The 24,942-nt window shown below is 65.7% G+C and carries 26 protein-coding genes, 2 tRNA genes, 1 other RNA gene and 3 pseudogenes; 12 read left to right on the forward strand and 20 right to left on the reverse strand.

From position 1 onward, the window contains the following. Nucleotides 1–93 precede the first annotated feature (93 nt). From MBELCI_RS19845 to MBELCI_RS08755, 5 genes are all read right to left on the reverse strand, one after another. The gene (locus MBELCI_RS19845) at nucleotides 94–951 is read right to left on the reverse strand and encodes an HNH endonuclease (RefSeq protein WP_081698522.1); all 858 of its coding nucleotides are present in this window, start codon (nucleotides 949–951) and stop codon (nucleotides 94–96) included. Beyond that, the gene (locus MBELCI_RS21565; protein ID WP_235047600.1) at nucleotides 948–1,673 is read right to left on the reverse strand and encodes a tyrosine-type recombinase/integrase; all 726 of its coding nucleotides are present in this window, start codon (nucleotides 1,671–1,673) and stop codon (nucleotides 948–950) included. The genes MBELCI_RS19845 and MBELCI_RS21565 overlap by 4 nt, the downstream gene beginning before the upstream one ends. Nucleotides 1,674–1,684: 11 nt before the next feature. Next, complete coding sequence (locus MBELCI_RS22545; RefSeq protein WP_369385411.1) at nucleotides 1,685–2,155, reverse strand: DUF6538 domain-containing protein; 471 nt, start codon at nucleotides 2,153–2,155, stop codon at nucleotides 1,685–1,687. A gap of 61 nt (nucleotides 2,156–2,216) precedes the next feature. Then, nucleotides 2,217–2,303 (reverse strand) — tRNA-Leu (locus MBELCI_RS08750). A 61-nt stretch (nucleotides 2,304–2,364) separates the two neighbouring features. Beyond that, nucleotides 2,365–2,910, reverse strand: coding sequence for a tetratricopeptide repeat protein (locus MBELCI_RS08755; RefSeq protein WP_021693835.1), 546 nt, complete (start codon nucleotides 2,908–2,910; stop codon nucleotides 2,365–2,367). A 55-nt stretch (nucleotides 2,911–2,965) separates the two neighbouring features. Here MBELCI_RS08755 and MBELCI_RS08760 point away from each other — a divergent pair. Together MBELCI_RS08760 and MBELCI_RS08765 are read left to right on the forward strand one after the other, a co-directional pair. After that, nucleotides 2,966–3,711: pseudogene (locus MBELCI_RS08760) on the forward strand (rhomboid family intramembrane serine protease). Beyond that, on the forward strand, nucleotides 3,708–4,085 hold the full coding sequence (locus MBELCI_RS08765) for a GFA family protein (RefSeq protein WP_021693837.1): 378 nt from the start codon (nucleotides 3,708–3,710) through the stop codon (nucleotides 4,083–4,085). The pseudogene MBELCI_RS08760 and the gene MBELCI_RS08765 overlap by 4 nt, the downstream one beginning before the upstream one ends. Before the next feature lie 5 nt (nucleotides 4,086–4,090). Here the strand turns inward: MBELCI_RS08765 and MBELCI_RS08770 are convergent, their stop codons facing one another. Next, the gene (locus MBELCI_RS08770) at nucleotides 4,091–4,885 is read right to left on the reverse strand and encodes an inositol monophosphatase family protein (protein WP_045319908.1); all 795 of its coding nucleotides are present in this window, start codon (nucleotides 4,883–4,885) and stop codon (nucleotides 4,091–4,093) included. Between the two features lie 109 nt (nucleotides 4,886–4,994). Continuing rightward, the gene (locus tag MBELCI_RS08775) at nucleotides 4,995–5,900 is read right to left on the reverse strand and encodes a LysR family transcriptional regulator (protein WP_045319909.1); all 906 of its coding nucleotides are present in this window, start codon (nucleotides 5,898–5,900) and stop codon (nucleotides 4,995–4,997) included. Nucleotides 5,901–5,987: 87 nt separating this feature from the next. On the opposite strand from MBELCI_RS08775, the gene metF reads away from it, so the two are divergent. The 6 genes and pseudogenes from metF to MBELCI_RS08800 all read left to right on the forward strand — a co-directional run bounded on the left by metF (nucleotide 5,988) and on the right by MBELCI_RS08800 (nucleotide 12,568). Further along, nucleotides 5,988–6,854, forward strand: coding sequence for a methylenetetrahydrofolate reductase [NAD(P)H] (gene metF / locus MBELCI_RS08780; RefSeq protein WP_045319910.1), 867 nt, complete (start codon nucleotides 5,988–5,990; stop codon nucleotides 6,852–6,854). A gap of 118 nt (nucleotides 6,855–6,972) precedes the next feature. Then, nucleotides 6,973–8,013 carry a ligase-associated DNA damage response exonuclease gene (locus MBELCI_RS08785; protein ID WP_021693839.1) on the forward strand — a complete coding sequence of 347 codons (1,041 nt, stop codon included), beginning with the start codon at nucleotides 6,973–6,975 and terminating at the stop codon, nucleotides 8,011–8,013. Next, a pseudogene (locus tag MBELCI_RS08790) lies at nucleotides 8,010–9,148 on the forward strand (ATP-dependent DNA ligase); the annotation flags it as partial. The gene MBELCI_RS08785 and the pseudogene MBELCI_RS08790, both read left to right, overlap by 4 nt. A 126-nt stretch (nucleotides 9,149–9,274) precedes the next feature. Next, nucleotides 9,275–9,613 carry an ATP dependent DNA ligase gene (locus MBELCI_RS21570; RefSeq protein WP_235047601.1) on the forward strand — a complete coding sequence of 113 codons (339 nt, stop codon included), beginning with the start codon at nucleotides 9,275–9,277 and terminating at the stop codon, nucleotides 9,611–9,613. Continuing rightward, the gene (locus tag MBELCI_RS19275; protein ID WP_021693841.1) at nucleotides 9,610–10,689 is read left to right on the forward strand and encodes an endonuclease/exonuclease/phosphatase family protein; all 1,080 of its coding nucleotides are present in this window, start codon (nucleotides 9,610–9,612) and stop codon (nucleotides 10,687–10,689) included. The genes MBELCI_RS21570 and MBELCI_RS19275 overlap by 4 nt, the downstream gene beginning before the upstream one ends. Before the next feature lie 68 nt (nucleotides 10,690–10,757). After that, nucleotides 10,758–12,568: pseudogene (locus tag MBELCI_RS08800) on the forward strand (M3 family oligoendopeptidase). 91 nt (nucleotides 12,569–12,659) lie between these two features. Here MBELCI_RS08800 and MBELCI_RS20710 read toward each other — a convergent pair. The 5 genes from MBELCI_RS20710 to MBELCI_RS08825 all read right to left on the reverse strand — a co-directional run bounded on the left by MBELCI_RS20710 (nucleotide 12,660) and on the right by MBELCI_RS08825 (nucleotide 17,344). Next, on the reverse strand, nucleotides 12,660–13,328 hold the full coding sequence (locus MBELCI_RS20710; protein ID WP_131505520.1) for a hypothetical protein: 669 nt from the start codon (nucleotides 13,326–13,328) through the stop codon (nucleotides 12,660–12,662). 118 nt (nucleotides 13,329–13,446) lie between these two features. After that, a complete protein-coding gene (locus MBELCI_RS08810; protein WP_021693843.1) occupies nucleotides 13,447–14,148 on the reverse strand; it encodes an NAD(P)-dependent oxidoreductase in 702 nt (233 codons plus the stop codon). Nucleotides 14,149–14,193: 45 nt separating this feature from the next. Beyond that, nucleotides 14,194–15,168: a Gfo/Idh/MocA family protein gene (locus tag MBELCI_RS08815; protein WP_045319911.1), complete on the reverse strand. Its 975-nt coding sequence runs from the start codon at nucleotides 15,166–15,168 to the stop codon at nucleotides 14,194–14,196. Between the two features lie 85 nt (nucleotides 15,169–15,253). Next, entirely contained in the window at nucleotides 15,254–16,153 is a 900-nt protein-coding gene (gene rpoH, locus MBELCI_RS08820; protein WP_021693845.1) for an RNA polymerase sigma factor RpoH, read from the reverse strand. Nucleotides 16,154–16,321: 168 nt separating this feature from the next. Next, the gene (locus MBELCI_RS08825; protein WP_021693846.1) at nucleotides 16,322–17,344 is read right to left on the reverse strand and encodes an RluA family pseudouridine synthase; all 1,023 of its coding nucleotides are present in this window, start codon (nucleotides 17,342–17,344) and stop codon (nucleotides 16,322–16,324) included. Here MBELCI_RS08825 and MBELCI_RS08830 point away from each other — a divergent pair. Then, nucleotides 17,343–17,663 carry a DUF6476 family protein gene (locus MBELCI_RS08830; protein WP_021693847.1) on the forward strand — a complete coding sequence of 107 codons (321 nt, stop codon included), beginning with the start codon at nucleotides 17,343–17,345 and terminating at the stop codon, nucleotides 17,661–17,663. The genes MBELCI_RS08825 and MBELCI_RS08830 overlap by 2 nt on opposite strands. 19 nt (nucleotides 17,664–17,682) lie before the next feature. Here MBELCI_RS08830 and MBELCI_RS08835 read toward each other — a convergent pair whose 3' ends face one another. Together MBELCI_RS08835 and MBELCI_RS08840 are read right to left on the reverse strand one after the other, a co-directional pair. Next, on the reverse strand, nucleotides 17,683–18,027 hold the full coding sequence (locus MBELCI_RS08835) for an SPW repeat domain-containing protein (RefSeq protein WP_158497373.1): 345 nt from the start codon (nucleotides 18,025–18,027) through the stop codon (nucleotides 17,683–17,685). Nucleotides 18,028–18,243: 216 nt separating this feature from the next. Next, nucleotides 18,244–18,320 (reverse strand) — tRNA-His (locus tag MBELCI_RS08840). A 138-nt stretch (nucleotides 18,321–18,458) separates the two neighbouring features. Here MBELCI_RS08840 and MBELCI_RS08845 point away from each other — a divergent pair. Next, the gene (locus MBELCI_RS08845; RefSeq protein WP_021693849.1) at nucleotides 18,459–18,653 is read left to right on the forward strand and encodes a DUF6324 family protein; all 195 of its coding nucleotides are present in this window, start codon (nucleotides 18,459–18,461) and stop codon (nucleotides 18,651–18,653) included. Here the strand turns inward: MBELCI_RS08845 and MBELCI_RS08850 are convergent. After that, on the reverse strand, nucleotides 18,637–19,191 hold the full coding sequence (locus MBELCI_RS08850) for an MmcB family DNA repair protein (protein ID WP_439645925.1): 555 nt from the start codon (nucleotides 19,189–19,191) through the stop codon (nucleotides 18,637–18,639). The genes MBELCI_RS08845 and MBELCI_RS08850 overlap by 17 nt on opposite strands. Before the next feature lie 87 nt (nucleotides 19,192–19,278). Here MBELCI_RS08850 and ssrS point away from each other — a divergent pair. Continuing rightward, nucleotides 19,279–19,433: non-coding RNA, 6S RNA (gene ssrS, locus MBELCI_RS22935), on the forward strand. A 71-nt stretch (nucleotides 19,434–19,504) separates the two neighbouring features. Here ssrS and nusB read toward each other — a convergent pair. The 5 genes from nusB to MBELCI_RS21000 all read right to left on the reverse strand — a co-directional run bounded on the left by nusB (nucleotide 19,505) and on the right by MBELCI_RS21000 (nucleotide 24,070). Beyond that, complete coding sequence (gene nusB, locus MBELCI_RS08860) at nucleotides 19,505–19,972, reverse strand: transcription antitermination factor NusB (RefSeq protein ID WP_045319919.1); 468 nt, start codon at nucleotides 19,970–19,972, stop codon at nucleotides 19,505–19,507. Continuing rightward, nucleotides 19,972–20,487, reverse strand: coding sequence for a 6,7-dimethyl-8-ribityllumazine synthase (locus MBELCI_RS08865; protein ID WP_110546414.1), 516 nt, complete (start codon nucleotides 20,485–20,487; stop codon nucleotides 19,972–19,974). Before MBELCI_RS08865 ends, nusB begins: the two co-directional genes overlap by 1 nt. Continuing rightward, nucleotides 20,487–21,617, reverse strand: a complete 1,131-nt coding sequence (gene ribB, locus MBELCI_RS08870) for a 3,4-dihydroxy-2-butanone-4-phosphate synthase (protein ID WP_021693853.1) — start codon at nucleotides 21,615–21,617, stop codon at nucleotides 20,487–20,489. Before ribB ends, MBELCI_RS08865 begins: the two co-directional genes overlap by 1 nt. 142 nt (nucleotides 21,618–21,759) lie before the next feature. Next, nucleotides 21,760–22,431, reverse strand: coding sequence for a thiamine diphosphokinase (locus MBELCI_RS08875; RefSeq protein WP_045319913.1), 672 nt, complete (start codon nucleotides 22,429–22,431; stop codon nucleotides 21,760–21,762). A 175-nt stretch (nucleotides 22,432–22,606) separates the two neighbouring features. Next, nucleotides 22,607–24,070 (reverse strand): hypothetical protein, encoded by a 1,464-nt coding sequence (locus MBELCI_RS21000; protein ID WP_158497374.1) that lies wholly within the window; start codon nucleotides 24,068–24,070, stop codon nucleotides 22,607–22,609. On the opposite strand from MBELCI_RS21000, the gene MBELCI_RS21005 reads away from it, so the two are divergent. Further along, nucleotides 24,008–24,931, forward strand: coding sequence for a hypothetical protein (locus MBELCI_RS21005; RefSeq protein ID WP_158497375.1), 924 nt, complete (start codon nucleotides 24,008–24,010; stop codon nucleotides 24,929–24,931). The genes MBELCI_RS21000 and MBELCI_RS21005 overlap by 63 nt on opposite strands. Nucleotides 24,932–24,942: the final 11 nt, after the last annotated feature.

Consider the following 24,942-nt stretch of genomic DNA (forward strand, 5'->3'; position numbering starts at 1 on the left):
GGCCACGGGCACCAAGACTTAGGCTAAGCCCTTGTAAAGCCCGGCTTTTGCGCAATCAAAGCAAGGCCGTAGCATTAGGGCGTATGTTAGCACTTAACGCTCCAGCCATCCTTCTCCTCTTATTGCTAAAACTGCATCATTTTCAAACTTCGATGCTGCTATCGAAATCAAAGGCCTGAAAAGACTAGGCTTATCAGGAAACACGTCCCCATCCCCATCTACTTCCAGCATCCTCAGGCCAGAATATTGCGCTGCCCTGACAGCATCAAAATACTTAGCAGAGAATGACCCCTTCCCTTCCCCTCGGCTCGGGGATTGAGCATAAACTAGGTAATGATACTCAAACCTATTGTACAAAACCACCGGCCCCCCATACTGAAATCCATTTATTTCATGGATTAGACTCTTATTTCGAAACTCCAGGATCATGCGGCTATGACCCGTTTTAAAATTCCTGGCGTTAGTGGCCCGCGGATCAAGCATTACAGACGCTTGAATAGCCTCTTCGGACAAACCTACAAAAATTATTGAGACGACCTTCTCCTCAAGGTAGCCTCGCATCTTTTCATGAAAGACATCCAAACTCTTCTTGCGCCGGACCTTTGGACTTGCCTTGTCTACCGAATGAGAAATTTGAAGGGCTTTTGACTGCGCTGACCTCGCAACTAGCTCTAGAAGGTCGTCGCGAAGCAGGTGTTTGAATTTCTCATGGTTGCATCGACGGCAGGCTGCGGCATAATTTCCGAAATCTTCGATGCCGCCTCTTGCTTTCGGAATGATATGATCGACGTGCTGCGCGGGATGATCACTGCAATATGCACATACACCGCCCCATGCCGCGAGTACGAGCTTCTTCCCGGCCGTGGTAAGGCCATTAGGGACAGGAAACTGCCCAAATACTGGATCTGTTAGCCTTCGTACGGTTAAGTTCTGCACCGCCCGTGCTGTCATTTCGACCTCGAATACTGATCTGCAGCCTGAATAGTTGCCTCCATCCACTTTTTTAGGACTATTATTGGATAACCTTTCCCATATCCGTGGCCGACACCTTCGGTTTGCCAACCTCCGATCTGATCGACAATATCAGACGGACATTCCACGGCCCGTAGTCGGTCACGCATTGAGTGGCGAAAGCCATGCATGGTTGAGCGATCCGGTGCATAGGATTTCAGCCACTTGTTGAGTCCCGCACTAGCTGCGTTGGCGTTTGTAATGCCGGTCTTGTTGTAGCGCGGGAAAGCAAAGCCCGTCCCTCCATGCGCAGCCAATAGACGCTCAGCCGCCCACTGAGCAGAGCCGACAAGGGGGACTTCCCTCTTACTGCCAGTCGTCTTGAGCCTTCGCCACGGATGCGGGGTGATCCGGGCCGTGTAGTTGCCGTCAGCGTCTTGCACGATGTCCTCGCAGAGCAGGCCTGCTGCCTCGGCGAGGCGCATCCCCGTATCGGCAACCAAGGCCACCAGCCACCGCATCTCGTCGTCTAAGCGATAGCACTCGGCCTGCACGGCACGGATAGCTTCGCCCGGAATGGGCTGACGGTCCGACACGCCCGCTGACCGGTCGTAGTAGACCTTGCCGAAGGGATTGCTCAGTTCGACCCCCTCCTCGTTGGCCGCGAAGTTGATGATCGACCGCACCGTACCGAAGACACGAGTGATGCTGCTGCCCGCCATGCCACGGGCGATCAAGGCATCGCGGAAGGCGTTGGCATCAGCTTCGTATATGCCGTGAGCGGCTTGTCCCCACAGGTGTCGATTACGTAGCCACAGGATCGCTCTGCTGCCCGGTGAAAGGTGATGCCCTTTCCCCCGCCCTTTAGACGGAGATACGTCACAACAGCCTCGGAAAGGCTCATGCCCCCAGTGTTGACATCATAGCCCTCAACAGGCGCTCGATCACGACCAGCCACGCCCATTCGCAGCATATGCTTGCCGGGCAGGTCCGCATCCTGACAGCGAAGGTGATACCAATATTCGTCGAGTTGCCCCGCTGCTCGCATAGCCCGAGCTGCCGCCACGCGGGGCGATCTCGTCCGCAACGAATAGGCGATCTTCGGGGACGTGTAATGGCGACTCAACTCCGCAGGCACTCGTCGCCGGAAGTAGAAAACACCCTCTTTCAGGAAGGTATACGGGGCAGAAATGTGATCCGGCATGTGCTACGGCCTTGCTTTGATTGCGCAAAAGCCGGGCTTTACAAGGGCTTAGCCTAAGTCTTGGTGCCCGTGGCCGGACTCGAACCGGCACGCTCCGAAGGAGCAAGAGATTTTAAGTCTCGTGTGTCTACCATTTCACCACACGGGCCTGGGGCGAGACTTACGACGCCATGCGCGGACGGTAAAGCACCGGGAGGAGATCGGTGGGGTCAGATGTCGGTGCCCGGCGCTTCGATCAGCCCGCGTTCGGGCAGCCAGGGGTTGCGCGCCAGCGCGGCATCGAGGGCGCGGCGCGCCTCGGCGTCGCGGCCCAGCGCCATAAGCGCCAAGGCCCGTCCGGCCAGCGCTCCGACATGGCTCGGCTCGCGCGCCAGCGTCGCGTCGAGACCGGCAAGAGCCGCCGCATGCGCGCCTTGCAGGTAATGGATGAAGGCGCGCTGGTTCCAACCTTCGGCATAATCCGGACACTCCTCGACGAGTTGGTCGAGCAGCGCCAGCGCCTCGTCGCCCTGCCCCGCCGCGCGCCGCTCCATCGCCCGATCGAGCAAGTCCTGCGCGCGCGCATCGGGGGCATCGAACCACAGCGCCCAGAGCGCGTTCATCAGACGCTGCGCCTGCACCGGATCGCCCGCTCGCGCCAGCCGGTCGAGCAGGGCCGAAATTTCGCCCGCATGGTCGGGCGGCGGTGGACAGTCACGGCCCCATGCCGGAGCGGCGAGTATCAGGCCAAGCACCATGGCGGTCGCGCGGATCATGCGCCATGCTGCGCCAGCGCCTCACCGCGCGTCAAGATCCGCAGCCGAGGCCCCGATGTTTCCGATCCGCGACCACAACCCTTCGACCGGCACGCCCTATGTCACATGGAGCCTGCTCGTGCTCAATGTCGCGATCTATCTGTGGATGGTAGTCGCGCTCGACACCGGAGACGATCTCGCACGGCTCTATTTCGACTGGGCGATGATCCCGGCGCGGATCTCGGCGGCCGAGAACCCGATCTCTCTCGTCAGCTCGCTGTTCTTGCATGCCGGCCTGTTCCATCTTGCGGGCAACATGCTGTTTCTGTTCATCTTCGGCGACAACATGGAGGAGCAGATGGGCCATGGCGGCTTCGCGGCCTTCTATCTGGCCTCCGGCGTCGCGGCCAACCTCGTGCAGTTCGCGGCCGAGCCGTTCTCACCGGTCCCCACCATCGGCGCGTCGGGCGCGATCGCGGGCGTGATGGGGGGCTATTTGCTCATGTTTCCGCGCGCGCGGATCGACATCCTGATCTTCCTGATCGTGTATATCCGGCTGGTGCCGGTGCCCGCCTGGCTGGTGCTGGCGGTCTGGTTCGGGTTGCAGGTGCTGGGCGGCTCGGGGCCGATGCGAGCGTCGGCGGAGGCATCGCCTACTGGGCCCATGCGGGCGGCTTCGCGGTGGGGCTGGGACTGGCGCTGCCGGTCTGGCTCAGGCGCGGCGGCTCGACTTTCTGGGCGCGCACCCACGGGGTGCCGCCACACGCCCCCGCGCCGCCCTTGGCGCGCAGCAACATCCCGACCGTGAGGAGACGCAGATGACGATCCCCGAGCCCCATCACCGGCTGACCTGCCACTGCGGCGCGGTCGAGCTGTGCGTGCATCTTGCCGAGGGGCTGGCCACCGCACGGCGTTGCGACTGTTCGTTTTGCCGCAGGCGCGGCGCGATCGCGGCGACGGTGCGTCTGGGAGAGCTGGAGGTGGTGCGCGGAGCCGACAATCTTACGCTCTATCAGTGGGGCACCGGCACAGCGCAGCACTGGTTCTGTGCCACCTGCGGCATCTACACCCATCACCGCAGGCGGTCGAACCCGAACGAATACGGGGTGAATGTCGGCGCGCTGGAAGGGGTGAACCCCGCCCATCTGGGCGAGATCCCGTGGTCGGACGGGGTGAACCACCCCTCCGACCGCTAGGGGCCTCAGGCCTCGCGGGCGCGGACCAGCTTGGCGAACTTCTCGAAAATTTCGGCGTTGGCCGCGACCACATCGCCATGCTCGAGCGGATCGTGCCCGTCGCGGATGGCACCGACGAAACCGCCGGCCTCGGTGACGATGATCATGCCCGCCGCGATGTCCCAGATCTTTAGCTCGCGCTCCCAGTAGCCCTCGGTGCGGCCCGCCGCCACATAGGCCATGTTGAGCGCGGCCGAGCCGTATTGCCGGACACCGGACACTTCGGGGGCAATCCGGGCGAGATCCTGAATCATCGCCGGCAGGGTGCGGCGCCCGGCGCAGGGTACGCCGGTCGAGAAGATCGATTCGACAAGCCGGTGACGCCCCGAAACCCGCAACCGGCTTTCATTGAGCCATGCGCCCTCGCCCTTCTCGGCGTGGAACATCTCGTCCTTGACGGGATCGTAGATCACGCCGGCGACGATCTTGCCCTTGTGTTCGAGCGCGATGGAGATCGCCCAATGCGGCATGCCGTGCAGGAAATTGGTGGTGCCGTCGAGCGGATCGACGATCCAGCGCCGGGTCGGGTCCTCGCCCTCGACCGGGCCGCCTTCTTCGCCCAAGAAACCATAGGAAGGCCGCGCTTCCATCAGCGCCTCGCGCACGGTCTGCTCGGCCTGACGGTCGGCACGGGTGACGAAGTCGCCCGGCCCCTTGGTCGAGACCTGCAGCTGCTCGACCTCGGCAAAATCCTTGAGCAGCGCGCGACCGGCGCGGCGGGCGGTCTTCATCATCACGTTGAGATTGGCGGAACGGGCCATCGGGGCCTCCTCGGGCTTGGGCTGTCAGGCCCACGGGGCCCTGAGATGTCACGGATCAAGGGGCCATAGCCGCTCCGTGCCATCCGGGCAAGGGGCCAAGCGGCGCCGCCTAGCCCCTTTGCAGCTTCACCGCCTCCTGCCGCGCCAACCGGGTGAAATGGGCGATATAGGGCCGCGCCGTGTCGTCCGAGCGGGTCGCGGCAAAGAGCCTGCGGGTCTTGCCCTTTGCCGTCAGCGGCCGGGTCACGAAATCGGCGTTGTGCCGCAGCTGTCGCACGACCCAATCGGGCAGCACCGCGACCCCGCGGTTCGAGGCCACGAGAAGCAGGATCACCGCCGTCAACTCAACCTGCCGGATGGCGGCGGGCTCCACCTTCGCGGGGAGCAGAAGCTCGGTGAACACGTCGAGCCTCGTGCGCTCCACCGGATAGGTAATCAGCATCTGCTCCGCGAAATCGCGCGCCTCGACAAAGGGCTTCTCGGCCAGCGGGTTCATCGACGAGGCGACGAAGACCGGCTCGTAATCGAAAAGCGGCGTGAAATCGGTCTCGGGCAACTCTTCGGGATCGGAGGAGATCACCAAATCGACCATCTCGCGCCTGAGCGCGGGCAGCGCGTCGAAGGCGAGGCCGGGGCGGATATCGACATCGACCTCGGGCCAGGCCTTGCGGAATTGTTCCAGCACCGGCAGCAGCCATTCGAAGCAGGCGTGGCATTCGATCGCGATATGCATGCGCCCAGACTTGCCCGCGACCAGCCCGGCGAACTCGGCCTCCAGATCGGCGACGCGCGGCAGGATGTCCTCGGCGGCGGCCAGAAGCTTCATCCCGGCGGCCGAGAGCTTGAGCGGCTTGGAGCGGCGCACGAAAAGCTCGACCCCGGCTTGATCCTCGATCCCCTTGATCTGATGCGACAGCGCCGATTGTGTTATGTTGAGCAGGTCGGCCGCCCGCGCCAGACCGCCGGTGTCATGGATCGCCTTGATCGTGCGCAGATGGCGGAACTCGATATGCAAGTGAAACTCATGATCGTGGTGAGGGTTATGAATTTGTCTCACACCACCTCATCTGCGACAAGGTCCACAGCCCATAGGAGACCGTCCATGACCCGCCCCGCCGTCAGTTTCGAATTCTTTCCGCCGAAGAACATCGAAGGCTCGTTCCGTCTTTGGGACACGGTTCAGGCGCTTGCGCCGATGGGGCCGGAGTTCGTCTCGGTCACATACGGCGCGGGCGGCACGACGCGCCAGCTCACCCACGAAGCGGTGGATGCGATCCACAAGAAGGCCGGTCTGCGCGTCGCGGCGCATCTGACCTGCGTGGAGGCGACGCGCGCCGAGACGCTCGACATCGTCAACGGCTATGCCAAGGCGGGCGTCGAGGAGATCGTGGCCCTCAGGGGCGATCCGCCGAAAGGGTCGGGCGGGTTCACGGCGCATCCGCAGGGCTTCTCGGGCTCCGTCGAGCTGATCGAGACGCTGGCCGCGATGGAGAAGTTCCGCATCCGCGTCGGCGCCTATCCCGAGCGCCATCCCGATGCCGCACACGAGCTTGCGGATGTCGAGCATCTCAAGCGCAAGTTCGACGCGGGCGCCCACAGCGCCATCACCCAGTTCTTCTTCGAGGCGGACACCTTTTTTCGGTTTCGCGACGCCTGCGAGAAGGCGGGCATCAAGGGCCAGATCATTCCCGGCATCCTGCCGATCGAGAATTGGAAGGGCGCGCGCAAGTTCGCCGCGATGTGCGGCACCTCGATCCCGCAAGTCGTGGCCGACGGCTTCGAACATGCCGCCGATCAAGCCGAGGCCGACATGCTGGCCACGGCGCTCGCCACCGAGCTGTGCGACAAGCTGATCGCGGGCGGCGCGGAGCATCTGCATTTCTACACGCTCAACAAGCCGGATCTCACGCGCGACGTCTGTCATGCCTTGGGCATCACGCCGAAGGCCGCGCTCAGCGAAGTGGCCTGAGAGACCCCTCCCCGCGATCCATGATGAGGCCGGCGTCCCAACGAGGCGCGCCGCCTCCCGCACTTCACTCCCGAAATACTCACTACCCGGCCCTGTCCCCCGCGCTACCCTCGGGGTCATGAGCGATCTTCTGACATTCACCGATCGGGGCATCTATTGCGAAGCGGGCGATTTCTACATCGACCCGTGGCAACCCGTCGACCGCGCCCTCGTGACCCATGGCCATGCCGATCACGCGCATGAGGGCATGAACCGCTACCTCGCCACCGACATCGCGGCCCCGGTGATGCGCCACCGCCTGGGCGACATCTCGCTCGACACGATCCGCTATGGTGAGACGCGTCGCATAGGCGACGTCACCGTGTCGTTCCATCCGGCGGGCCACGTGCCCGGCTCGGCACAGATCCGCATCGAACGCCGGGGCGAGGTCTGGGTCGCTTCGGGCGATTACAAGACCATCGATGACGGGCTTTCGACCCCGTTCGAGCCGGTGAAATGCGACGCCTTCATCACCGAATCCACCTTCGGCCTGCCGGTGTTCAAATGGACCCCGCAGGACGAGCTGGCGCGCGATCTCAACGCGTGGTGGGCTGCCAACGCCGCCGAGGGGCGGTTTTCCCTGATCGGAGCCTATGCTCTGGGCAAGGCGCAGCGCATCCTGACGCTGGCCGACACCTCGATCGGCCCGATCCTCACCCATGGCGCGGTCGAGAACACAAACGCGGTGCTGCGCGCACAGGGCATAGCACTTCCCGATACGATCCGCGTGACGCCCGACATCGATCTCAAGGCCTATCCCGGCGCGCTCGTCGTCGCGACGCCGTCGGGGCTTGGCGGGCCTTGGTCGCGGCGGTTCGGCACGGCGGCCAATCCGGCCTCGACCGCCTTCGCCAGCGGCTGGATGGCGCTTCGGGGCGTGCGCCGCCGCCGTGCCGCCGACCGGGGCTTCATCATGTCGGACCACGCCGATTGGCCGGGGCTGAACGCCGCGATACGCGAGACGGGCGCGAGCCGTATCTTCGTCACCCATGGCTACACTTCCGTCTTTCGCCGCTGGCTAGAGAGCGAGGGCTATGACGCAGCGATCGTCTCGACCGAGTATTCGGGCGAGAATTTCGATGCCCCGGATGAGGGCGAAACCGGGGGCGAGGCCGCATGAAGCGCTTTGCCGAGTTGTTCCGCGCCGTCGACCAGACCACCCGGACCACCAAGAAGGTCGCGGCGATGGCCGCGTATTTCCGTGAGGCCCCCGACGCCGACAAGCTTTGGACCATCGCGATCTTCTCTGGCCGCCGTCCGCGCCGGACCATTACTGCTACGGTACTGCGCGAATGGGCGGCCGAGAGGGCGGGCATCCCGCTTTGGCTGTTCGAGGAGGCCTACCCGATCGTCGGCGATCTGGCCGAAACCATCTCCCTCGTCCTGCCCCCCGCCGAGGCCGAGGAGGATCGCCCTCTCAGCCACTGGATCGCCGAGATCCGCACGCTTTCGAAGCAGGACGACGCTGCGCGCAAGTCTGGCATCCTCGCGGCGTGGGACCGACTCGGTCCGACCGAGCGGCTCCTGTTCACCAAGCTGCTGACGGGCAGCTTCCGCGTCGGGGTCAGCCAGAAGCTGATGACCCGGGCGCTGGCGCAGGCCACCGAGATCGACGAGGCCGAGCTGACGCATCGGCTTATGGGGTCGTGGACGCCCGACGACATCACTTGGCACAGTCTCGTGCATGCGCCCGACCCCACCGCCAGCCTGTCGCGCCCCTATCCTTTCTACCTTGCCTACCAGCTCGACGATCCCGAGGCCCTGGGCGATCCGGGCGACTGGATGGCCGAGCGCAAGTGGGACGGCATCCGCGGCCAGCTGATCCTGCGCGGCGGCGACCATCACCTGTGGTCGCGCGGCGAAGAGCTCATGACCGACCGGTTTCCCGAACTGGCGCGGATGAAGGATTTCCTGCCGATGGGTACGGTGATCGACGGCGAAGTGCTGGGCTGGGGCGACGAGGTGCCGCTGTCCTTCAATGCGCTGCAAAAGCGGATCGGCCGCAAGACGGTGCCCAAGAAGCTGCTCACCGAGCGCCGGTGATCCTCATGGGCTACGACCTGCTGGAGCATGATGGTGAGGATATCCGCGCCCTGCCCTTCTTCGAACGCCGCGCCCGGCTCGATGCGCTGGGCCGCGATCTTCCGCCCGAAGCCCCCTTCCGCCTGTCGCCGCTCGTTCCGGTCGAGAGCCTCGACCAGCTGACCGAGGAGCGTGCGAAATCGCGTGACCTGATGGCCGAGGGGCTGATGCTCAAGCGAGCCGCCTCGCCCTATCTCGCGGGGCGCAAGAAGGGTGACTGGTGGAAATGGAAGGTCGATCCGCTGACCATCGACGCGGTCATGATCTATGCGCAGGCCGGATCGGGGCGGCGGGCCAACATGTTCACCGACTTCACCTTCGCGGTAAAGGACGGCAATGGGCTGGTGCCCTTCACCAAGGCCTATAGCGGGCTCACCGATGCCGAGTTTCGCAAGATCACCGCATGGGTGCGCAAGAACACGCTCGAACGCTATGGGCCGGTGCGTCACGTCAAACCGGAACATGTGTTCGAAATCGGCTTCGAAGGTATCCAACCCAGCCCGCGGCACAAGTCGGGCGTGAGCCTGCGGTTTCCGAGAATGCTGCGCTGGCGGCACGACAAGCCTCTCGACGAGATCAACACGCTCGACGATCTCAAGGACATGCTCGCCGCCTATGGAGGAGACAACACCGCATGAGACACGCCTTTGCCATTATCGCGGGGGTCGGCCTGTTGCTGCTGGCCATCGCCTCGCTGCTGCCACTTCTCGAAACCGATGCCTGGTGGGTGCGGTATCTCGACTTTCCGCGAATGCAGTTCGCCGCCGGACTCGTCGTGCTGTGGGTGCTGATGGTGGCCTTGGGTGGCATCGGGCGCGGGGCGGCTCGCTGGCTCACGGTGCTTGCACTGATCGCGCTGGGCTATCACGGCTGGAAGCTCTGGCCGTATCAGCCTCTCGCGGCCAAGATGGATCCCCGCACCGCCACCTGCGGTCCCGAGGCGCGGCTGAGCGTCATGGTCGCCAATGTGCAGCGCAAGAACCGTCAGGCCGATGAGGTGATCGCGCTGGTGCGCGAGCAGAACCCGGACCTGTTCTTCGTGCTGGAGACCAATGGCTGGTGGGACGAGGCGTTGTCGGCGCTCGATGCCGATTACGACCACCACCTGCAGGACATCCCGTCTGACGCCACCTATTACGGGATGCACGTCTTTTCGCGGCATCCCTTTGCCGACACCGAGATGCGGTTCCCCTTCGGCGCGGACACGCCACTCTTTGTCGGCACGCTCGACCACCCGGCCCGGCAGATCCGGGTCTTTGGCATCCATCCGCGCCCACCGCATTACTTCCAACCCTCCACCCTGCGTGATGCGACGGTGCTCGAGGCGGCGATCGAGGCGCGTGACGGCGATCTGCCCGCCCTGCTCGCCGGTGATTTCAACGCCACCCCGTGGGAGCGCACCTCGCGCCGAGCCCTGCGCCTCGGGGGGCTGATCGATCCGCGCGCGGGACGCGGGCCGCTGATCAGCTTCGATGCCAATTCATGGTGGATGAAATGGCCGCTGGACCAGATCCTATGGCAACAGGGGCTCGCCATGACGGGTTTCGAGGTGCTGGATGGCCTCGGTTCGGATCATTACCCGGTGCTCGCCGAACTGTGCGTCACCGACGGGGTCGATCTGCGCCCGCTTGCCCCGCGCGACAGCGACGAGGCAGAAGCCCGCGCCACGCTCGAGAAGGCGCGCGCCATACCGGATGCCGCCTTCGACGGCTGACATGGGTTGAGCCGGGCCGTCCGCGACCATATCTTTCGGCTCCGAGACACAGGACAGAAAGCAGCCCCATGACCCAAGCCCCCCGCTTCGACGCCGCGACCGAAACCGGGGGCCGCCCTTTGGGCAACCTGCCGGAATGGGACCTGAGGGACCTCTATCCCGCGCCGGATTCGGCCGAGATCAAGAACGACATCGACTGGCTCGAGAAGGCCTGCGCCGAGTTCGCCGCCGATTACGAGGGCAAGCTCGCCACGCTCGACGCGCATGGGCTGCTGGAGGCCGTGCAGCGCTACGAGCGTATCGACATCGTGGCGGGCCGGATCATGTCCTATGCGGGGCTGCGCTATTACCAGCAGACCACCGACAGCGAACGGGCCAAGTTCATGTCGGATTGTCAGGACCGGATCACCGCCTATACCACGCCTCTCGTCTTTTATGGCCTTGAGTTCAACCGGCTCGACGAGGGCCACCTCGAAACCCTGCTCGGCCAGAGCCAAGAGCTGAACCGCTACCGCCCCGTTTTCGAGCGGATGCGCGCGATGAAACCCTACCAGCTCTCGGACGAGCTGGAGAAGTTCCTGCATGACCAGTCGAGTGTCGGTGCGGCCGCTTGGAACAAGGTCTTCGACGAGACCATCGCCAGGCTGACCTTCACAGTGAACGGCGAAGAGCTTGGCATCGAGGGCACGCTGAACCTTCTCACCGATCGCGACCGGGCCAAGCGCGAGGCGGCGACGCATGAGCTGGCGCGCGTGTTTAAGACGCAGATCCGCCTGTTCTCGCGGATCCACAACACGCTCGCCAAGGAAAAGGAGATCGAGGATCGCTGGCGCGGCATGCCGACGCCGCAGACCGGGCGCCATCTGTCGAACCATGTCGAATCCGAAGTCGTCGAGGCGCTGCGCGATGCCGTGGTGGCCGCCTATCCGCGCCTGTCGCACCGCTACTACGCGCTGAAGGCCAAGTGGCTCGGGTTTGAGCGGATGCAGGTCTGGGATCGCAACGCGCCGCTGCCGATGGAGACCGACCGCATTGTCGGATGGGACGAGGCGCGCGCCATGGTCGAGGAGGCCTACGGCGATTTCGACCCGCGCATGGCCGAACTCGCGAGGCCCTTCTTCGACGAAGGCTGGACCGACGCGGCCGTGAAGCCGGGCAAGGCGCCGGGCGCCTTCGCGCATCCGACTGTCTCGACCGTGCATCCTTATGTGATGCTGAACTATCTCGGCAAACCGCGCGACGTGATGACGCTGGCGCATGAGCTGGGCCACGGCGTGCACCAGCGCCTCGCGGCGGGTCAGGGCGAACTCTTGTCCTCCACCCCCCTGACGCTGGCCGAAACGGCGAGCGTGTTCGGCGAGATGCTGACTTTCCGCAAGCTGCTCGCCAAGGCCAAGGACGCCAACGAGCGCAAGGTCTTGCTCGCCGGCAAGGTCGAGGACATGATCAACACGGTCGTGCGCCAGATCGCCTTCTACGATTTCGAGTGCAAGCTGCATGCGGCGCGCGCGCAGGGCGAGCTGACGCCCGACGACATCGACGCGCTGTGGATGAGCGTTCAGGCCGAGAGCCTCGGGCCTGTCTTCGACTTCGCACCGGGCTACGAGAGCTTCTGGGCCTACATCCCGCACTTCGTGCACTCGCCCTTCTACGTCTATGCCTACGCCTTCGGCGACGGCTCGTGAACGCGCTCTACGCGGTCTACGAAGAGGGCGGCGAGGATTTCCAAGAGAAGTATTTCGACATGCTCAAGGCGGGTGGATCGAAGCACCACAAGGAGCTTCTGGCGCCCTTCGGCCTCGATGCCTCGGACCCCGCCTTCTGGGACAAAGGGCTGTCGATGATCGAAGAGCTGATCGACGAGTTGGAGAAGATGTAGGGCTGAGCCTCTGTCTTTCGACATGCACGAAGGGCCGGGGATCAATCCCCGGCCCTTTTCATGTCAGAGCAGTCGGTAAGGCTAGACCGGCTCAATCATCGTCGTTGTCGTCATCGTCATCGTCGTCATCATCTTCATCTTCATCATCGTCATCGTCGTCACCGTCGTCATCGTCGTCGTCGTCATCACGCCCACGACGCTTCCCGGCCTTCTTCTCTTCCCGCTCACGGCGGTCTTCGGCCTTGTCTTCATCGCGCTCGCGACGGTCTTCGGCCTTGTCCTCCTCGCGCTCGCGGCGATCTTCGGCCTTTTCCTCCTCACGCTCGCGGCGATCTTCGGCCTTTTCCTCCTCACGCTCGCGGCGGTCTTCGGCCTTCTCCCCCTCGTGCTCGCGGCGGTTTTCGGCTTCTTCCTCACGCTCACGCCGATCTTCCGCGCGATCGTCCTCGTCCTCTTCGTCCTCGTATTCCTCTTCCACGACATTGCCGACGGCATCGAACTCGCGCTCAACCGAAGTGCCCTTGCTGCTGCGGCTTTGCTCCTCGAACAGGCGACTGCCGTCGCCGCTATAGACGCGCTCGGTCTGACCCGCTGCGCCAGTGGCCTCGACGACAAGGGTATCGCCGCTCGGGCGGATGCGGATCTCGCCGCTGTAGCCTTGTGCCACGAGCTGCGCCACGACCGCGTCGATGGCCGCCTGACTGGGTGCCGCAACGGCGGGCGCGCCCGCCATGATGGCAACTGTCGAAAGCCCTGCCATGAAATGTCTTCGAATGCTCACCGAAATCTCCCGTTCCCTGCCTACGCACCTATCCATTGGTATAGGTATCGTCGTCTCGGCAAATATGACGGAGGATTCGGACAGGAATATGGCCCGATCAGGCCAGCATTTCCCTGACCACTTCGAAGGACGAACTCAGATCTTCGGCCTCTTGCCGCGCGATGGCTGGGGTTTGACGGATCCATTCGCCGCTCTCCACGCAATGCAGCATGAAATGTGCCAGATCGGCGTGGCGGGTGCGGATTAGATCCTCGGGAATGACGTCGGGCACCACCACGTAATCGCCGGTCAACGGCTCGGGCAGCAGCCATCCGGGGCGCACGGCGGTCCAGTCCAGACTGCTCACGCGCAGCATCTCCTCCATCTCGCCCATCTGGTGCAGCACCCGGGTCAGGGCCGGGATCGCGGTGGTGCGAAACAGCAATGGGCCGCGGTCATGCGTGACCACGAAGCTCGCCGAGATCGTCACCAGCCGCGTCACCCCGCGCGCGTTCATCGCATCGATGAGCTTGGTCGTGCCGGTGGTGTAGAGGGGCGGCGGATCCAACAGCGTCGCGGGATCGCCCGGCACGCCCAGCGCCGAGATCACGGCATCGACGCCATCGACGACCGGGCCGAGGTCGTCCTCGATCACGTTCGCCGTGGCCCGTTCAACATTGTGGCCCGCCGGCGGGGCATCGTCGGGCCATTTCATTTCGGCAGCGCGGACGTGATGCCCGCGCGCCACCGCCTGCTTCACGACCTCCTGCCCTGTCACGCCATGCGCGCCGAGCACGAGGATTGTCTTGGGGTCGGCCATTGCGGTTGCCTCCGGTGGTATTACTGGGAACAACCGCCGATCCGCTCAGCCGTTCCCGCCCTTGGCATAGACCATGTCGATCATCGCCTGCGTGCCGCGGCTGAACTCCAGCGGGCAGGCATAGGCCGCGCCGCCGATCGCGGCCCCGAAGGCCTCGACCTGAAGCTTGTAGTGGTCGATGCCGGGCCAGCGTTCATGCACGACCCGCATCCCTTCGGTCTCGAGCGTCATCTCGGCCTGACCGAAGCTGTTGGCATTGAACGGGCAGAGCATCTTCAGCACGCCCTTGTCACCGTGAAAGGTCACCTCCTGCCGCGGATGCAGCCGCATCGACACCATGCCCGCATATTCGAAGCTCTCGAACCGTGCTGCGACCTGCGCATAGACATCGACCCCGTTCTCGTAGCGGATGTTGGCGTGGCGGATCTCCTGCGGCTCCTGCCCGGTGACGAAGCGCACCGAGCCGAAGGCATAGACGCCGATATCGGGCAGCCCGCCGCCGCCGGTTTCGGGCCTGTTGCGGATGTTGTCGGTGGCGGCGGCATTGTTGAAGCTGAACGCCGCCTCGACATGGCGCAGCTCGCCGATCGCGCCGCCTTGCACCAACTCCTTCGCGCGAATCCATTGCGGGTGATGCACGATCATGTAGGCCTCGGCCGCCATCAGCCCGGTCGCGTCGCGCTTGGCGATCACCGCGTCGAACGCTTCGGCTTTCATGGCCAGCGGCTTTTCGCACAGCACGTGCTTGCCCGCGTCGAGCGCCTTGAGCGTCCATTCCACATGCATGGCGTTGGGCAGCGGGATATAGACCGCATCCACCTCCGGGTCGTCGAGCAGCGCCTGATAATCGAGATGCACGCGCAGACGCGGCTGGAACGCCCGGAACGGCGCGGCCTTGTCCTCGGAGGAGGTGGCCAGCGCCGCAAGTTCGGAGCCCTCGGCGGAATGGATCGCGCGCGCCATGGCGCCCAGCGCGAATTTGGAGGCGCCCAGCACGCCCCAGCGGATCGGTTCACTCATCACGGTCTTTCCCTGCCTGCGGGAAAGAAAAACCCCTCCCCGTTTCCGGGGAAGGGTAATCATCGCGGCGCCAAGTGCAACTTGCTCAGGCGCTCTCGAGCATGCCTCGCTCCTTGGCGAGTTCCTGCATCCGCTTTTGCAGCTTCTCGAAGGCGCGCACCTCGATTTGGCGGATGCGCTCGCGGCTCACCTCGTATTGGCCCGACAACTCCTCGAGCGTCACGGCCTCGTCCTGAAGCCGGCGCTGGACGAGGATGTCCTTTTCGCGGTCGTTGAGCACGCCCATCGCCTCGGCCATCAACTCGCGGCGCGCGTCGAGCTCGTCGCGCTCCTCGTAATCGGTGGCCTGATCGGCACTGTCGTCCTCGAGCCAGTCCTGCCACTGGGTGGCGCTGTCGGCATCCGAGCCAACCATGGCGTTGAGCGAAGCATCGCCGCCCGACATGCGCCGGTTCATCGAGACGACCTCGTCCTCGGTCACGCCGAGATCGGTGGCGATGCGCTTGACGTTTTCGGGGCGCAGATCGCCTTCCTCAAGCGCGCCGAGCCGGGCCTTGGCCTTGCGCAGGTTGAAGAACAGCTTCTTCTGGCCGGATGTGGTGCCGAGCTTGACCATCGACCACGACCGCAGCACGTATTCCTGAATCGAGGCGCGAATCCACCACATCGCGTAGGTGGCGAGGCGAAAGCCCTTTTCCGGGTCGAACTTCTTGACGGCCTGCATCAGCCCGACATTGGCCTCGGAGATGACCTCGGCCTGCGGCAGGCCATAGCCCCGGTAGCCCATGGCGATCTTGGCCGCGAGGCGCAGGTGCGAGGTGACGAGCTGGTGCGCCGCGCCTGCGTCCTCGTGATCGACCCAGCGCTTGGCCAGCATGTATTCCTGCTCGGGCTCGAGCATCGGGAACTTGCGGATTTCCTGCAGGTAACGGTTCAGTCCCTGCTCCGGCGACGGGGCGGGAAGATTCGTATAGGTCTCTGCCATGGGCCCCTCCTTTCGGATGTCTCTTGGATCGGTCAGCGATACGGCGTCGTGCCTAGCGGGGCAAGCGCCGCCTACCGCGATATCCTTGTGCAATGATGAACCCTTATCCCCAGCCCGGCGAGGGGGTGCGACAGAGGTTCAGTGACAAGTGAATTTCGTTACGGCCCTTCAACCGCGCAACGCCGTGAGGAGTTCCGCCATGTCGGCGGGCAGCGGGCTGTCGAAGCGCAGCTTTTCGCCTGTGGCCGGGTGGGTGAAGCCCAGCGAGGCCGCGTGCAGCGCCTGCCGTCCGAAGCCGGCGGCCAGCATCACCGCCCGGGCCGAATGGGTCTTTTCCGACAGCTTGCGCCGCCCCCCATAGACCGGATCGCCGATCAGCGCATGCCCCGCATGCGACATGTGCACCCGAATCTGGTGCGTGCGCCCGGTCTCCAGCCGGCATTCGACCAGCGCCGATGCCGCGAAGGCCTCCATCACCTTGGCCCGCGTCACCGCGTGGCGGCCTTGGTCGAAGCTCACCGCCTGCCGCTGCCGGTCGGTGCGGTGACGGCCCAGCATGGTCTGGATCTTGAGCACCGAACCCGGCTCGAAGCTTGCCCCCTTCACGCCGCGCAGGCGCGGGTCGTTGGGGTCCGGCACGCCGTGACACAGCGCGAGGTAATGCCGCTCGGCCGAATGCTTCTCGAACTGGATCGCGAGGCCCTGATGCGCGCGGTCGGTCTTGGCGACGACCAGAAGCCCCGAGGTGTCCTTGTCGATGCGATGCACGATGCCAGGCCGCTTCGCCCCACCGACGCCCGACAGGTCGTCGCCGCAGTGATGGATCAGCGCGTTGACCAGCGTGCCGTCGGGGCTGCCGGGGGCGGGATGCACCACCATGCCCGCGGGCTTGTCGATGACGATCAGGTCATGGTCTTCCCAGACCACACTGAGCGGGATCTCCTGCGCGCCGATATGGCTCTCGGCGGCCTGCGGCACGGTGATCTCGACCTCGGCCCCTTCGGCGACGCCCGCCTTGGCGTCCGTCGCCACGACGCCATCGACGCGCACCGCGCCTTCGGTCAGAAGCTTGGCGATGCGCGAGCGCGACAGCGTGGCCTGCTCTGGCACATCGCGGGCCAGCGCCTTATCAAGACGCGCCGGCGGATTTTCGTCGATGATGAAGCGGACGACAGTGGAGAGATCGGCCATGAAGGCTCCCGAGACAGACGGCCCGGTCCTGATCCCGCCCGAGCTGAAATGGCTCAAATGGCTGGTGATCGCTCTGGCGGGCGTGATGATCGCAGGCTTCCTAGTGCTGATCGCGGCGATTGTCATCCGTCTCGATACGGCACCCCAGCCCGCCGCGCTGCCATTGCCCGAAAGTCTCGCCCTGCCCGACGACGCCGAGGCCATGGCCTTCACCCAAGGCGGCGACTGGATCGCGGTGGTGACGACCGATGACCGCGTGCTGATCTATGGCCGCGACGGGGCCTTGCGGCAGAGCATGAAGATCGACCGCGCGGACTAAGCCCGCGCGACCGGAGGCGTCAGGCGTGGCCGCCCTCGTGCGGGAGCAGGTGCGTCCAGAGCGCCGCGATGGCGAGCAGCGCCCCGAACAGCACGGCGTTCCATGAGGGCACCGCCATCGCGGTGAAGCCCAGCACCCAAGGCGACGCGACCACGAGCACCGCGACCACGGCCACGGCGTAGTCGATCCAGTCCCGCGCATCGGCCTGCATCAGGCCGATGGCGGCCAGAATCATGGTCAGCGCACCGAGCACGACCATGCCCCACATGTCGGCCCCCGCCATGCCGAGAGCCCATGGCGACACGATCAGCCAGACGCCGATCACGCCATAGATCCAGTCTTGCCAATGATGTCGATGTGTCATCTGCATCCTCCCTCGCCGGGTCGGAGCGCAGGCCCGCGCGAGCCTTTCCGACCTAGGAGATTCGCGACCCGTCCGGACCGCCCACCGCGAAGGAAGCGGCCCTCGGGCCACGGGAGCCATATCCTGACCCCAATAGAAAGATGGCGATCGGCGTGGCCCCGAGGAAGACGGAGCGACGATCACATTTTCAGGACTGGCAGGAGAGGAGAGGAGAGGTGGTACCGCCTTCCTGGCTTGAACAGGAGACCTCTGGATCCACAATCCAGCGCTCTAACCAACTGAGCTAAGGCGGCACTGGCGCGGGAATTAGCGCCAGCGCGCGTGGAATGCAACCCCCCTGCCCCGGTTTTGGCCCCGCTTCCGCGAGGTCGTCCACCTTGCCCGGCGCGCGTCCCGGCGCTAGGGACATGCCAGCTTGGAAAGGAACCGACATGGGCATCGACACCGAACGCGACATCGAGGCGAACCTGCAGATCGGGCCGACCGATCAGGGCATGGTGCGGCTGTTCATCGAGGCGGGCGCGACCGAGATCCCGATGGATTTCGACCCCGAGGAGGCCGAAGACATCGCCGAGGAGATCATGGCCGCCGCCCGCGCCGCGCGCGCGCTCAAGAAGAAAGGGTGACCGCCGGATCGCGCGCCTTGTGCCAACGCAACGCGGCGTGGCGCGCGAACTTCTGAAGCATCACCTTGCGCCGCGCGCCCGAGAGCTTGGCCTCGGGCGCCATGGCCACGATTTCGGCGTCATAGCCGTCGGCGATGATGACCCCCGTCTCCTCGGGCAGAAGCTCGCGCGGGAAACCGTCATCCACCGCCCAGAAATAGCGGTCGCAATAGTCGAGATAGCCCTGCCACTTGCGGTCGGAGGTGAAATCGGCCCGGCTCGACTTGCACTCGATCACCCATAATTCGCCCTTGGGGCCGAGCGCCATCACGTCGACGCGCAGGCCCGAGGCGGGCACGAATTCCTCGACGGTGACGAAGCCATGGCCCAGCAGGTGGCGGCAGACGCCGCGAGCGAGGATCTGGCCGGGCTGCGGCACGGCGCGCGGGCGCGACAGCGCTTCGGTCGAAAGCGCGTCGTCCGGCAGGGCCGCGACGCGGCGCTCGCCCTTTTCCCAGTCGTCCCAGTCGTTCCATTCATCCGGCATGGGCGGCATCATGAACATATCGGCAACATGCTTCAAGACGCGAAAGCCCCGGCGCGACCCCTTGTCATCCCCTGCGCGCGATCCTAGATGTGCTCGCGGCGGGTTCTGCTCTTCTCGTGTCACGGTACAATTCCAGTGGCCTTAAGCAATTCCACGGGAGCTGGCTCTGTGCGGACCCTGGTTCGTTTACCTGGCGCCCACCTGTATATACAGGTCCCCGGGAATTTTCACCCCACGGTCGCTGCGGTTCCCGCCACATCATCCCCGCATGAAAAAGGGGCGCGGCCTGTGCCACGCCCTCCTGATCCTTCGGCTTCTAGGCGCTTCAGAACGCCTCGGGCCGCGCCTCCCGCGCCATGTGGTCGAGCACGCCATTGACGAATTTCGGCTCCTTGCCATCGGGATAGAACGCCTTCGCGATCTCCACGAACTCGACGATCACCACCTTGGGCGGCGTCACCTTGCCGAGGAACTCCGCGCCCGCCGCGCGAAACAGCGCGCGCAGCGTCGGATCGATCCGCGCGATCGGCCATTTCGCGACCAGCGCGCGATGCGTCATCTGGTCGATCTTGGCCTGCTCGTCGACCGCGCCCTCCATCAGGCCCCGGAAGGTGGCGAGGTCGCCCTCCTCCCATTCGCCTTCCTCGTAGGTCGCGCCGAAGCGGTGCATCTCGAATTCGCGCATGACGCTATCGACGGACTGGCCAGAGGCTTCCATCTGGAACAGCGCCTGCACGGCATACATGCGCGATGTGGAGCGCATGCGCCGCTTCTGGTTGTTCGATTCGGCCATCAGCATTCTCCCAGCCGATCGGCGGTGAAGCCGAGGCCCTTGTCCTTGCGCCCGAGCTTGCGCGACAGCGCCACGAGATGCAGCGCCGCCGCGGCCGCGCCGCCGCCCTTGTTCTGGCCCTCCGGGTCGGCGCGCGCGGCGGCCTGCTCGTAATTTTCGACCGTCAGGATACCGTTGCCGATGCAGATCCCCTGCAGCCCGAGCAGCATCAGCCCGCGCGAGCTGTCGTTGCACACGGTGTCGTAATGCGTGGTCTCGCCGCGGATCACGCAGCCAAGCGCGACGAACCCGTCATATTCGCCCATGCGCGCGGCGATGCCGATCGCCGAGGGCAACTCCAGCGCGCCGGGCATCTCGACGACCTCGTAGCTGCCGCCCACGGCCTCGACCTCGGCCATGGCACCGGCAACGAGCCCGTCGGCGATGTCCTTGTAATAGGGGGCGACGACGATGAGGATCTTCGGGGCCTCGTCGAAGGCGGGACGCGCGAGCGCGTGGTGGGTGGGGCCGGCCATCATCCGATCTCCGAGATCTTGCGGGTGCCGGTGATCTCGAGCCCATAGGCGTCGAGTCCGACCACGCGGGGTTGGGGGGAATTGGTCAGAAGAACGATCTTCGACAGACCGAGCGCCGAGAGGATCTGCGCGCCGAGGCCGTATTGCCGCAGGACATGCGGCGAATGCTCCTCGGTGGTGGCGAGCTTCATGTGCAGATCGCGCAGCAGCACCAAGACGCCGCGCCCTTCGTCGGCGATGGCCTGCATGGCGTCGCCGAATTCGCGGGCCCGGCCCTTGGGCCCGGTGCCCACCACGTCGAGCATCGGATCGAGCGTGTGCATCCGCGTCAGCACCGGCGCGTCGCCCGAAAGGTCGCCCTTGATGAGCGCGATGTGCTCGGCGCCTTGGGTGGTGTCGGTATAGACGCGCAGGGTCCAGTCGCCGCCGAACTCGCTTTGGATCTGCTGCTCGTCGCGCAGCTTCACGAGGTTGTCGTGGCGGCGGCGATAGGCGATCAGGTCGCTGATCGTGCCGATCTTGAGCGCGTGCTTCTGTGCGAAAGCCACGAGGTCGGGCAGACGGGCCATGGTCCCGTCCTCCTTCATGATCTCGCAGATCACGCCAGAGGGGTTGAGCCCGGCAAGCCGCGAGATGTCGACCGCCGCCTCGGTATGGCCCGCGCGCACCAGCACCCCGCCCTCGCGGGCGCGCAGCGGAAACACGTGGCCCGGCGTGGCAATGTCGGCGGCGGTCTTGGAGGCGTCGATGGCCACCGCGACGGTGAGCGCGCGGTCATGCGCCGAGATGCCCGTGGACACGCCCTCGCGCGCCTCGATCGACACCGTGAAGGCAGTCTCGTGGCGCGAAGAGTTGTTGGTGGACATGAGCGGCAGGCCCAGAGCGTCGATCCGCTCGCGCGGCAGCGACAGGCAGATCAAGCCGCGCCCATGCGTGGCCATGAAGTTGATCGCATCGGGCGTGGCCATCTGCGCCGGGATCACCAGATCGCCCTCGTTCTCGCGGTCCTCGTGATCGACGAGAATGAACATGCGCCCGTTGCGCGCGTCGTTGATGATCTCCTCGATCGGGCTGATCGCATCGGACCAGTCGCGCTCCACGGGGCCTGGGGTCTCGAAGCTTTCGGTCACTGGCGATTCCTGACGATTTTGGGGCCGGGGCGGGAATGTTGGTGCAGATAACGGCTGGGGGCGGTTTTGCAAAGCCCGCAAGGGCCCGCGCGGGGTTGACCTCGCGCAGAGAGATTGTGCGGCCATGTCCGCCCCGCGCGGCCTAGCGTGGGGGCCAGCAGGCGGTGGCCGCGCCGAGACCCGCGATCACCGCGTCGAGCGCCGCGCGCGGCGCGATGGCGAGCATCAGGGGCGCGGAAGGGCGCAGCACCACCCGCCCCGTCACCTCGTTCGACGTGCCGACCCGCCCGGCGGGCGAGAACCGGATGCCGTCCGTGGCCCAGCGCAGCCCCACGGAGGCGCAGCCCACCTCTCCCATGGGAAACAGCGAAAGAGGCGTGCCCGGCACGAGGTCGAGCCCGATCTCGGGCGGGCACAAAAAGACGAGGCTTTCGGCCCCGATCAACAGGCAGCGCCGGTCGGGCCGCGCGGCCAGCACGTGGAACGCGGCCAGCTCGTGGTCGAGCCTCCCGCCGGTGAAGCCCACCGCCAGCACCAGCGGCGCGTCGATGTTGCGCAGGGCCTTGTCGAAATCGGTGCTGTCCTGCTCGGCGATCTCGTGCAGCCGGTCGACATAGCGCGCCGCCGCCGCGCCGAGGCTGTCCATGTCGCCGATCACGGCCTGCGGCGTCTGCCCCACGGCGGCGGCATGACGCGCACCGCCATCGGCCGCCACGAGGATCGGCGCGCGCGCCAGCGCGAGCGCCAGATCCCCCTCGCCCAAGGACCCGCCGCCCAGCAAGGTAATCGCATCAATGCACTGGACAATTGCCATGCTCGCCCTTCATCATCGCCACAAGCCGAACGGTTCGCCGCAGTCTTGCCATGAAATCACCCCATGGCCACCCGGATCGCGGTCCTGATTCAAACCCATTCACTGCTACATCAGCGTGGACAGGGTAGAAAGCGAGCGCTGAGATGGTTGGATCAAGCAAGATACTTACGGTGTCCTACGGGACATTTTCCTGCACGTTGGAGGGGTTCGACGACTCCTTCGACACGATGAAGGCCATTGCAGAGTATTTCCGCGATCTGGCATCGGACGACCGGTATTTCGGGGCCGAGCCGCCGACGCCGGATGCCGAGATGCTGGCCCGCATCGCCGAACGCGAAGTGGCCCGCAGGTCGAGGCCCGCACCGAGAGCAGCGGCATCGTGTTGCGCACCGGTCAGGCGCTGCCGCCCATGGCGCAACCTGCTCCTCAAGCGCAGCCCGCACAAGAGGCGCGACCCGCTGCCGAGCCGCAGCCTGCTCTTGCAGCGCAGCCTGCGGCGGAGAGCGTCGAATCGACCCGACATGCCGAGGCGGCTCCGGAACCGGCCGCACAGCCCGCCCCCCGTGCCGCCGAAGCGCCGCGTCAGGTCCAATCCCGGACGCCCGCTGTCGCGCCGGTCATGCCCGAGCCGGTCGATGCCGCGCCGGTCGAGACCGAGACGCAAGAGGCCGTAGCTGAGCCCGAAACCGAATGGTCCACACCGGCGCCGCAGACCGCTCGGCCGCGCACGGCGCAGGACGGCGATAGCGTCGCGGCCAAGCTGCAGCGCATCCGCGCTGTGGTCGGCCGCCAAACCGGTTTCGCCGACGACGAGGAGGAGGACATCGCCCCCGCCGCGCAGCGCCCCGCCGCCGGCATGTTCGACACCGCCCCCCAGCGTGCCGCTGCGCAGTCGTCGCGCTCCACCGAGGATGCCGCGAAAGCCCCTGCCCCCGTCGAGCAGACGGAAGAAGTTGGCACCGAGGCTCAGCCTGAGGCAACCGTTGCGCATCCGACGCGTGCCCGTGTCGTGCGGATGCGCAAGGCCGATTTCGACCGCGCCCTCGCCCGTGGCGAAGCCCACCGCATGATCGAAGCCGAAGCTGCGTCGATGCCGCCGGTATCGCACGAACAGCCCGATCCGGCCGCAGCCGAGACGGATGCGGCTGAACCGCAGGCCGCGTCGAGCGCCGCTGCGCCGCAGACGGCCCAGGCGGAGACCCGGTCCGACGGGGCGACGCTCGAGACCGATGGTGCCGAAGCCCCCGAACACGTTGTTCCCGCGCAAGCTGAGCCTGCGGCAACGGCCGAACCGGACAGCGATCCTGCAACGCAGAGTGCCGCGCCCCGCACCGACGCCCAGCTTTCCGAGGATGCCGAACGCGCCCTTCTCGAGGAGCTCGCGGCGCTGGAGCGGGAAATGGGCTTCGATCAGGAGGGCCCGGCATGCCAGGAGATCGCGCAGGCAGACGACGCCAAACAGAGCGAGCCTGCCTTCGATGAGGCCGCGCTCGACGCCCCCGACGAGACTCCGGCCGAGCCCGACCAAGCCGAAGAGGACCGGGCTGAGGACGATCAGGCCGAGGACGCCTTCGGCATGCCGAAGGAGTTCGTTTTCAACATCGACGACCGCTCCGACACGGAACGCGATGTTGCGCATGACCGACGCCATGAGGATGCGGCAAAAGCCGAGGGCGACACGCCCGAAGACGAAGATACCGGATCGGACCGTCCCCTCGGAGCGCAGTCGCTCGGCACCGACGAGGCGGACATGTCGCGCCTGATGTCGGCCACGGCCGAGCGGATGGACGATCCCGAGTCGGGCCGCCGCCGTGAGGCGATCTCGCAGCTCAAGGCCGCCGTCGCCGCCACCGAGGCGGCACGTCAACTGGGAGAGGTCGAGCAGCGCCAGAGCGCCGAAGAAGCCTTCCGGGACGATCTGCGTCAAGCCGTCCGCCCCCGGCGTCCCGTTCTGCCCGTGCAGGGCACCGAGACCGCCGATGCCGCCCCGCAGCCCCGCCCCGACCGGCCCCGCCCGGCGCCGCTCAAGCTCGTCGCCTCGCAGCGCGTCGACATCGCCGACGAGCCTGCCCAGAGCCGCAGCGTTCCCGTGCGGCCCCGCCGCGTCGCGGTCGCCGGGACCGAACCCGAGACCGAGAGCCGCCCCCGGACCGGTTCGGACGGCGCGCCTGAGGCGACGCCCGCCCCCCGGACCGTGGACAGCGCCTCTGCCGGTGCGGAGAGCTTCAGCGATTTCGCCACCCGGATGGGGGCGCATGATCTGGGCGATCTGCTGGAGGCCGCGGCGGCCTATACCGCCTTCGTCGAAGGAGCCGAGGACTTCTCGAGGCCGCAGCTGATGGACCGGGTGCGCGAGGTCTGCCCCGAGCCGATCAGCCGCGAGGACGGCCTGCGCAGCTTTGGCACGCTGTTGCGGCAGGGCATGCTCAAGCGGGTGCGCAGCGGCCGTTTCACCGTCGCCTCGTCGAGCCGTTTCAACCCCGAGCGCCGCGCCGGGTAAACCGGTCCGGT

Source organism: Limimaricola cinnabarinus LL-001, from assembly GCF_000466965.1.
GTDB lineage: Bacteria > Pseudomonadota > Alphaproteobacteria > Rhodobacterales > Rhodobacteraceae > Limimaricola > Limimaricola cinnabarinus.

Coding starts and splice junctions, on each gene's coding strand:
- MBELCI_RS19845 (WP_081698522.1), bottom strand. CDS start 951: ATGACAGCACGGGCGGTGCAGAACTTAACCGTACGAAGGCTAACAGAT.
- MBELCI_RS21565 (WP_235047600.1), bottom strand. CDS start 1,673: ATGGCGGGCAGCAGCATCACTCGTGTCTTCGGTACGGTGCGGTCGATC.
- MBELCI_RS22545 (WP_369385411.1), bottom strand. CDS start 2,155: ATGCCGGATCACATTTCTGCCCCGTATACCTTCCTGAAAGAGGGTGTT.
- MBELCI_RS08755 (WP_021693835.1), bottom strand. CDS start 2,910: ATGATCCGCGCGACCGCCATGGTGCTTGGCCTGATACTCGCCGCTCCG.
- MBELCI_RS08765 (WP_021693837.1), top strand. CDS start 3,708: ATGACGATCCCCGAGCCCCATCACCGGCTGACCTGCCACTGCGGCGCG.
- MBELCI_RS08770 (WP_045319908.1), bottom strand. CDS start 4,885: ATGGCCCGTTCCGCCAATCTCAACGTGATGATGAAGACCGCCCGCCGC.
- metF (WP_045319910.1), top strand. CDS start 5,988: ATGACCCGCCCCGCCGTCAGTTTCGAATTCTTTCCGCCGAAGAACATC.
- MBELCI_RS08785 (WP_021693839.1), top strand. CDS start 6,973: ATGAGCGATCTTCTGACATTCACCGATCGGGGCATCTATTGCGAAGCG.
- MBELCI_RS21570 (WP_235047601.1), top strand. CDS start 9,275: ATGTTCACCGACTTCACCTTCGCGGTAAAGGACGGCAATGGGCTGGTG.
- MBELCI_RS19275 (WP_021693841.1), top strand. CDS start 9,610: ATGAGACACGCCTTTGCCATTATCGCGGGGGTCGGCCTGTTGCTGCTG.
- MBELCI_RS20710 (WP_131505520.1), bottom strand. CDS start 13,328: ATGGCAGGGCTTTCGACAGTTGCCATCATGGCGGGCGCGCCCGCCGTT.
- MBELCI_RS08810 (WP_021693843.1), bottom strand. CDS start 14,148: ATGGCCGACCCCAAGACAATCCTCGTGCTCGGCGCGCATGGCGTGACA.
- MBELCI_RS08815 (WP_045319911.1), bottom strand. CDS start 15,168: ATGAGTGAACCGATCCGCTGGGGCGTGCTGGGCGCCTCCAAATTCGCG.
- rpoH (WP_021693845.1), bottom strand. CDS start 16,153: ATGGCAGAGACCTATACGAATCTTCCCGCCCCGTCGCCGGAGCAGGGA.
- MBELCI_RS08830 (WP_021693847.1), top strand. CDS start 17,343: ATGAAGGCTCCCGAGACAGACGGCCCGGTCCTGATCCCGCCCGAGCTG.
- MBELCI_RS08825 (WP_021693846.1), bottom strand. CDS start 17,344: ATGGCCGATCTCTCCACTGTCGTCCGCTTCATCATCGACGAAAATCCG.
- MBELCI_RS08835 (WP_158497373.1), bottom strand. CDS start 18,027: ATGACACATCGACATCATTGGCAAGACTGGATCTATGGCGTGATCGGC.
- MBELCI_RS08845 (WP_021693849.1), top strand. CDS start 18,459: ATGGGCATCGACACCGAACGCGACATCGAGGCGAACCTGCAGATCGGG.
- MBELCI_RS08850 (WP_439645925.1), bottom strand. CDS start 19,191: ATGATGCCGCCCATGCCGGATGAATGGAACGACTGGGACGACTGGGAA.
- nusB (WP_045319919.1), bottom strand. CDS start 19,972: ATGGCCGAATCGAACAACCAGAAGCGGCGCATGCGCTCCACATCGCGC.
- MBELCI_RS08865 (WP_110546414.1), bottom strand. CDS start 20,487: ATGGCCGGCCCCACCCACCACGCGCTCGCGCGTCCCGCCTTCGACGAG.
- MBELCI_RS08875 (WP_045319913.1), bottom strand. CDS start 22,431: ATGGCAATTGTCCAGTGCATTGATGCGATTACCTTGCTGGGCGGCGGG.
- MBELCI_RS21005 (WP_158497375.1), top strand. CDS start 24,008: ATGCCGAAGGAGTTCGTTTTCAACATCGACGACCGCTCCGACACGGAA.
- MBELCI_RS21000 (WP_158497374.1), bottom strand. CDS start 24,070: ATGCGCAACATCGCGTTCCGTGTCGGAGCGGTCGTCGATGTTGAAAAC.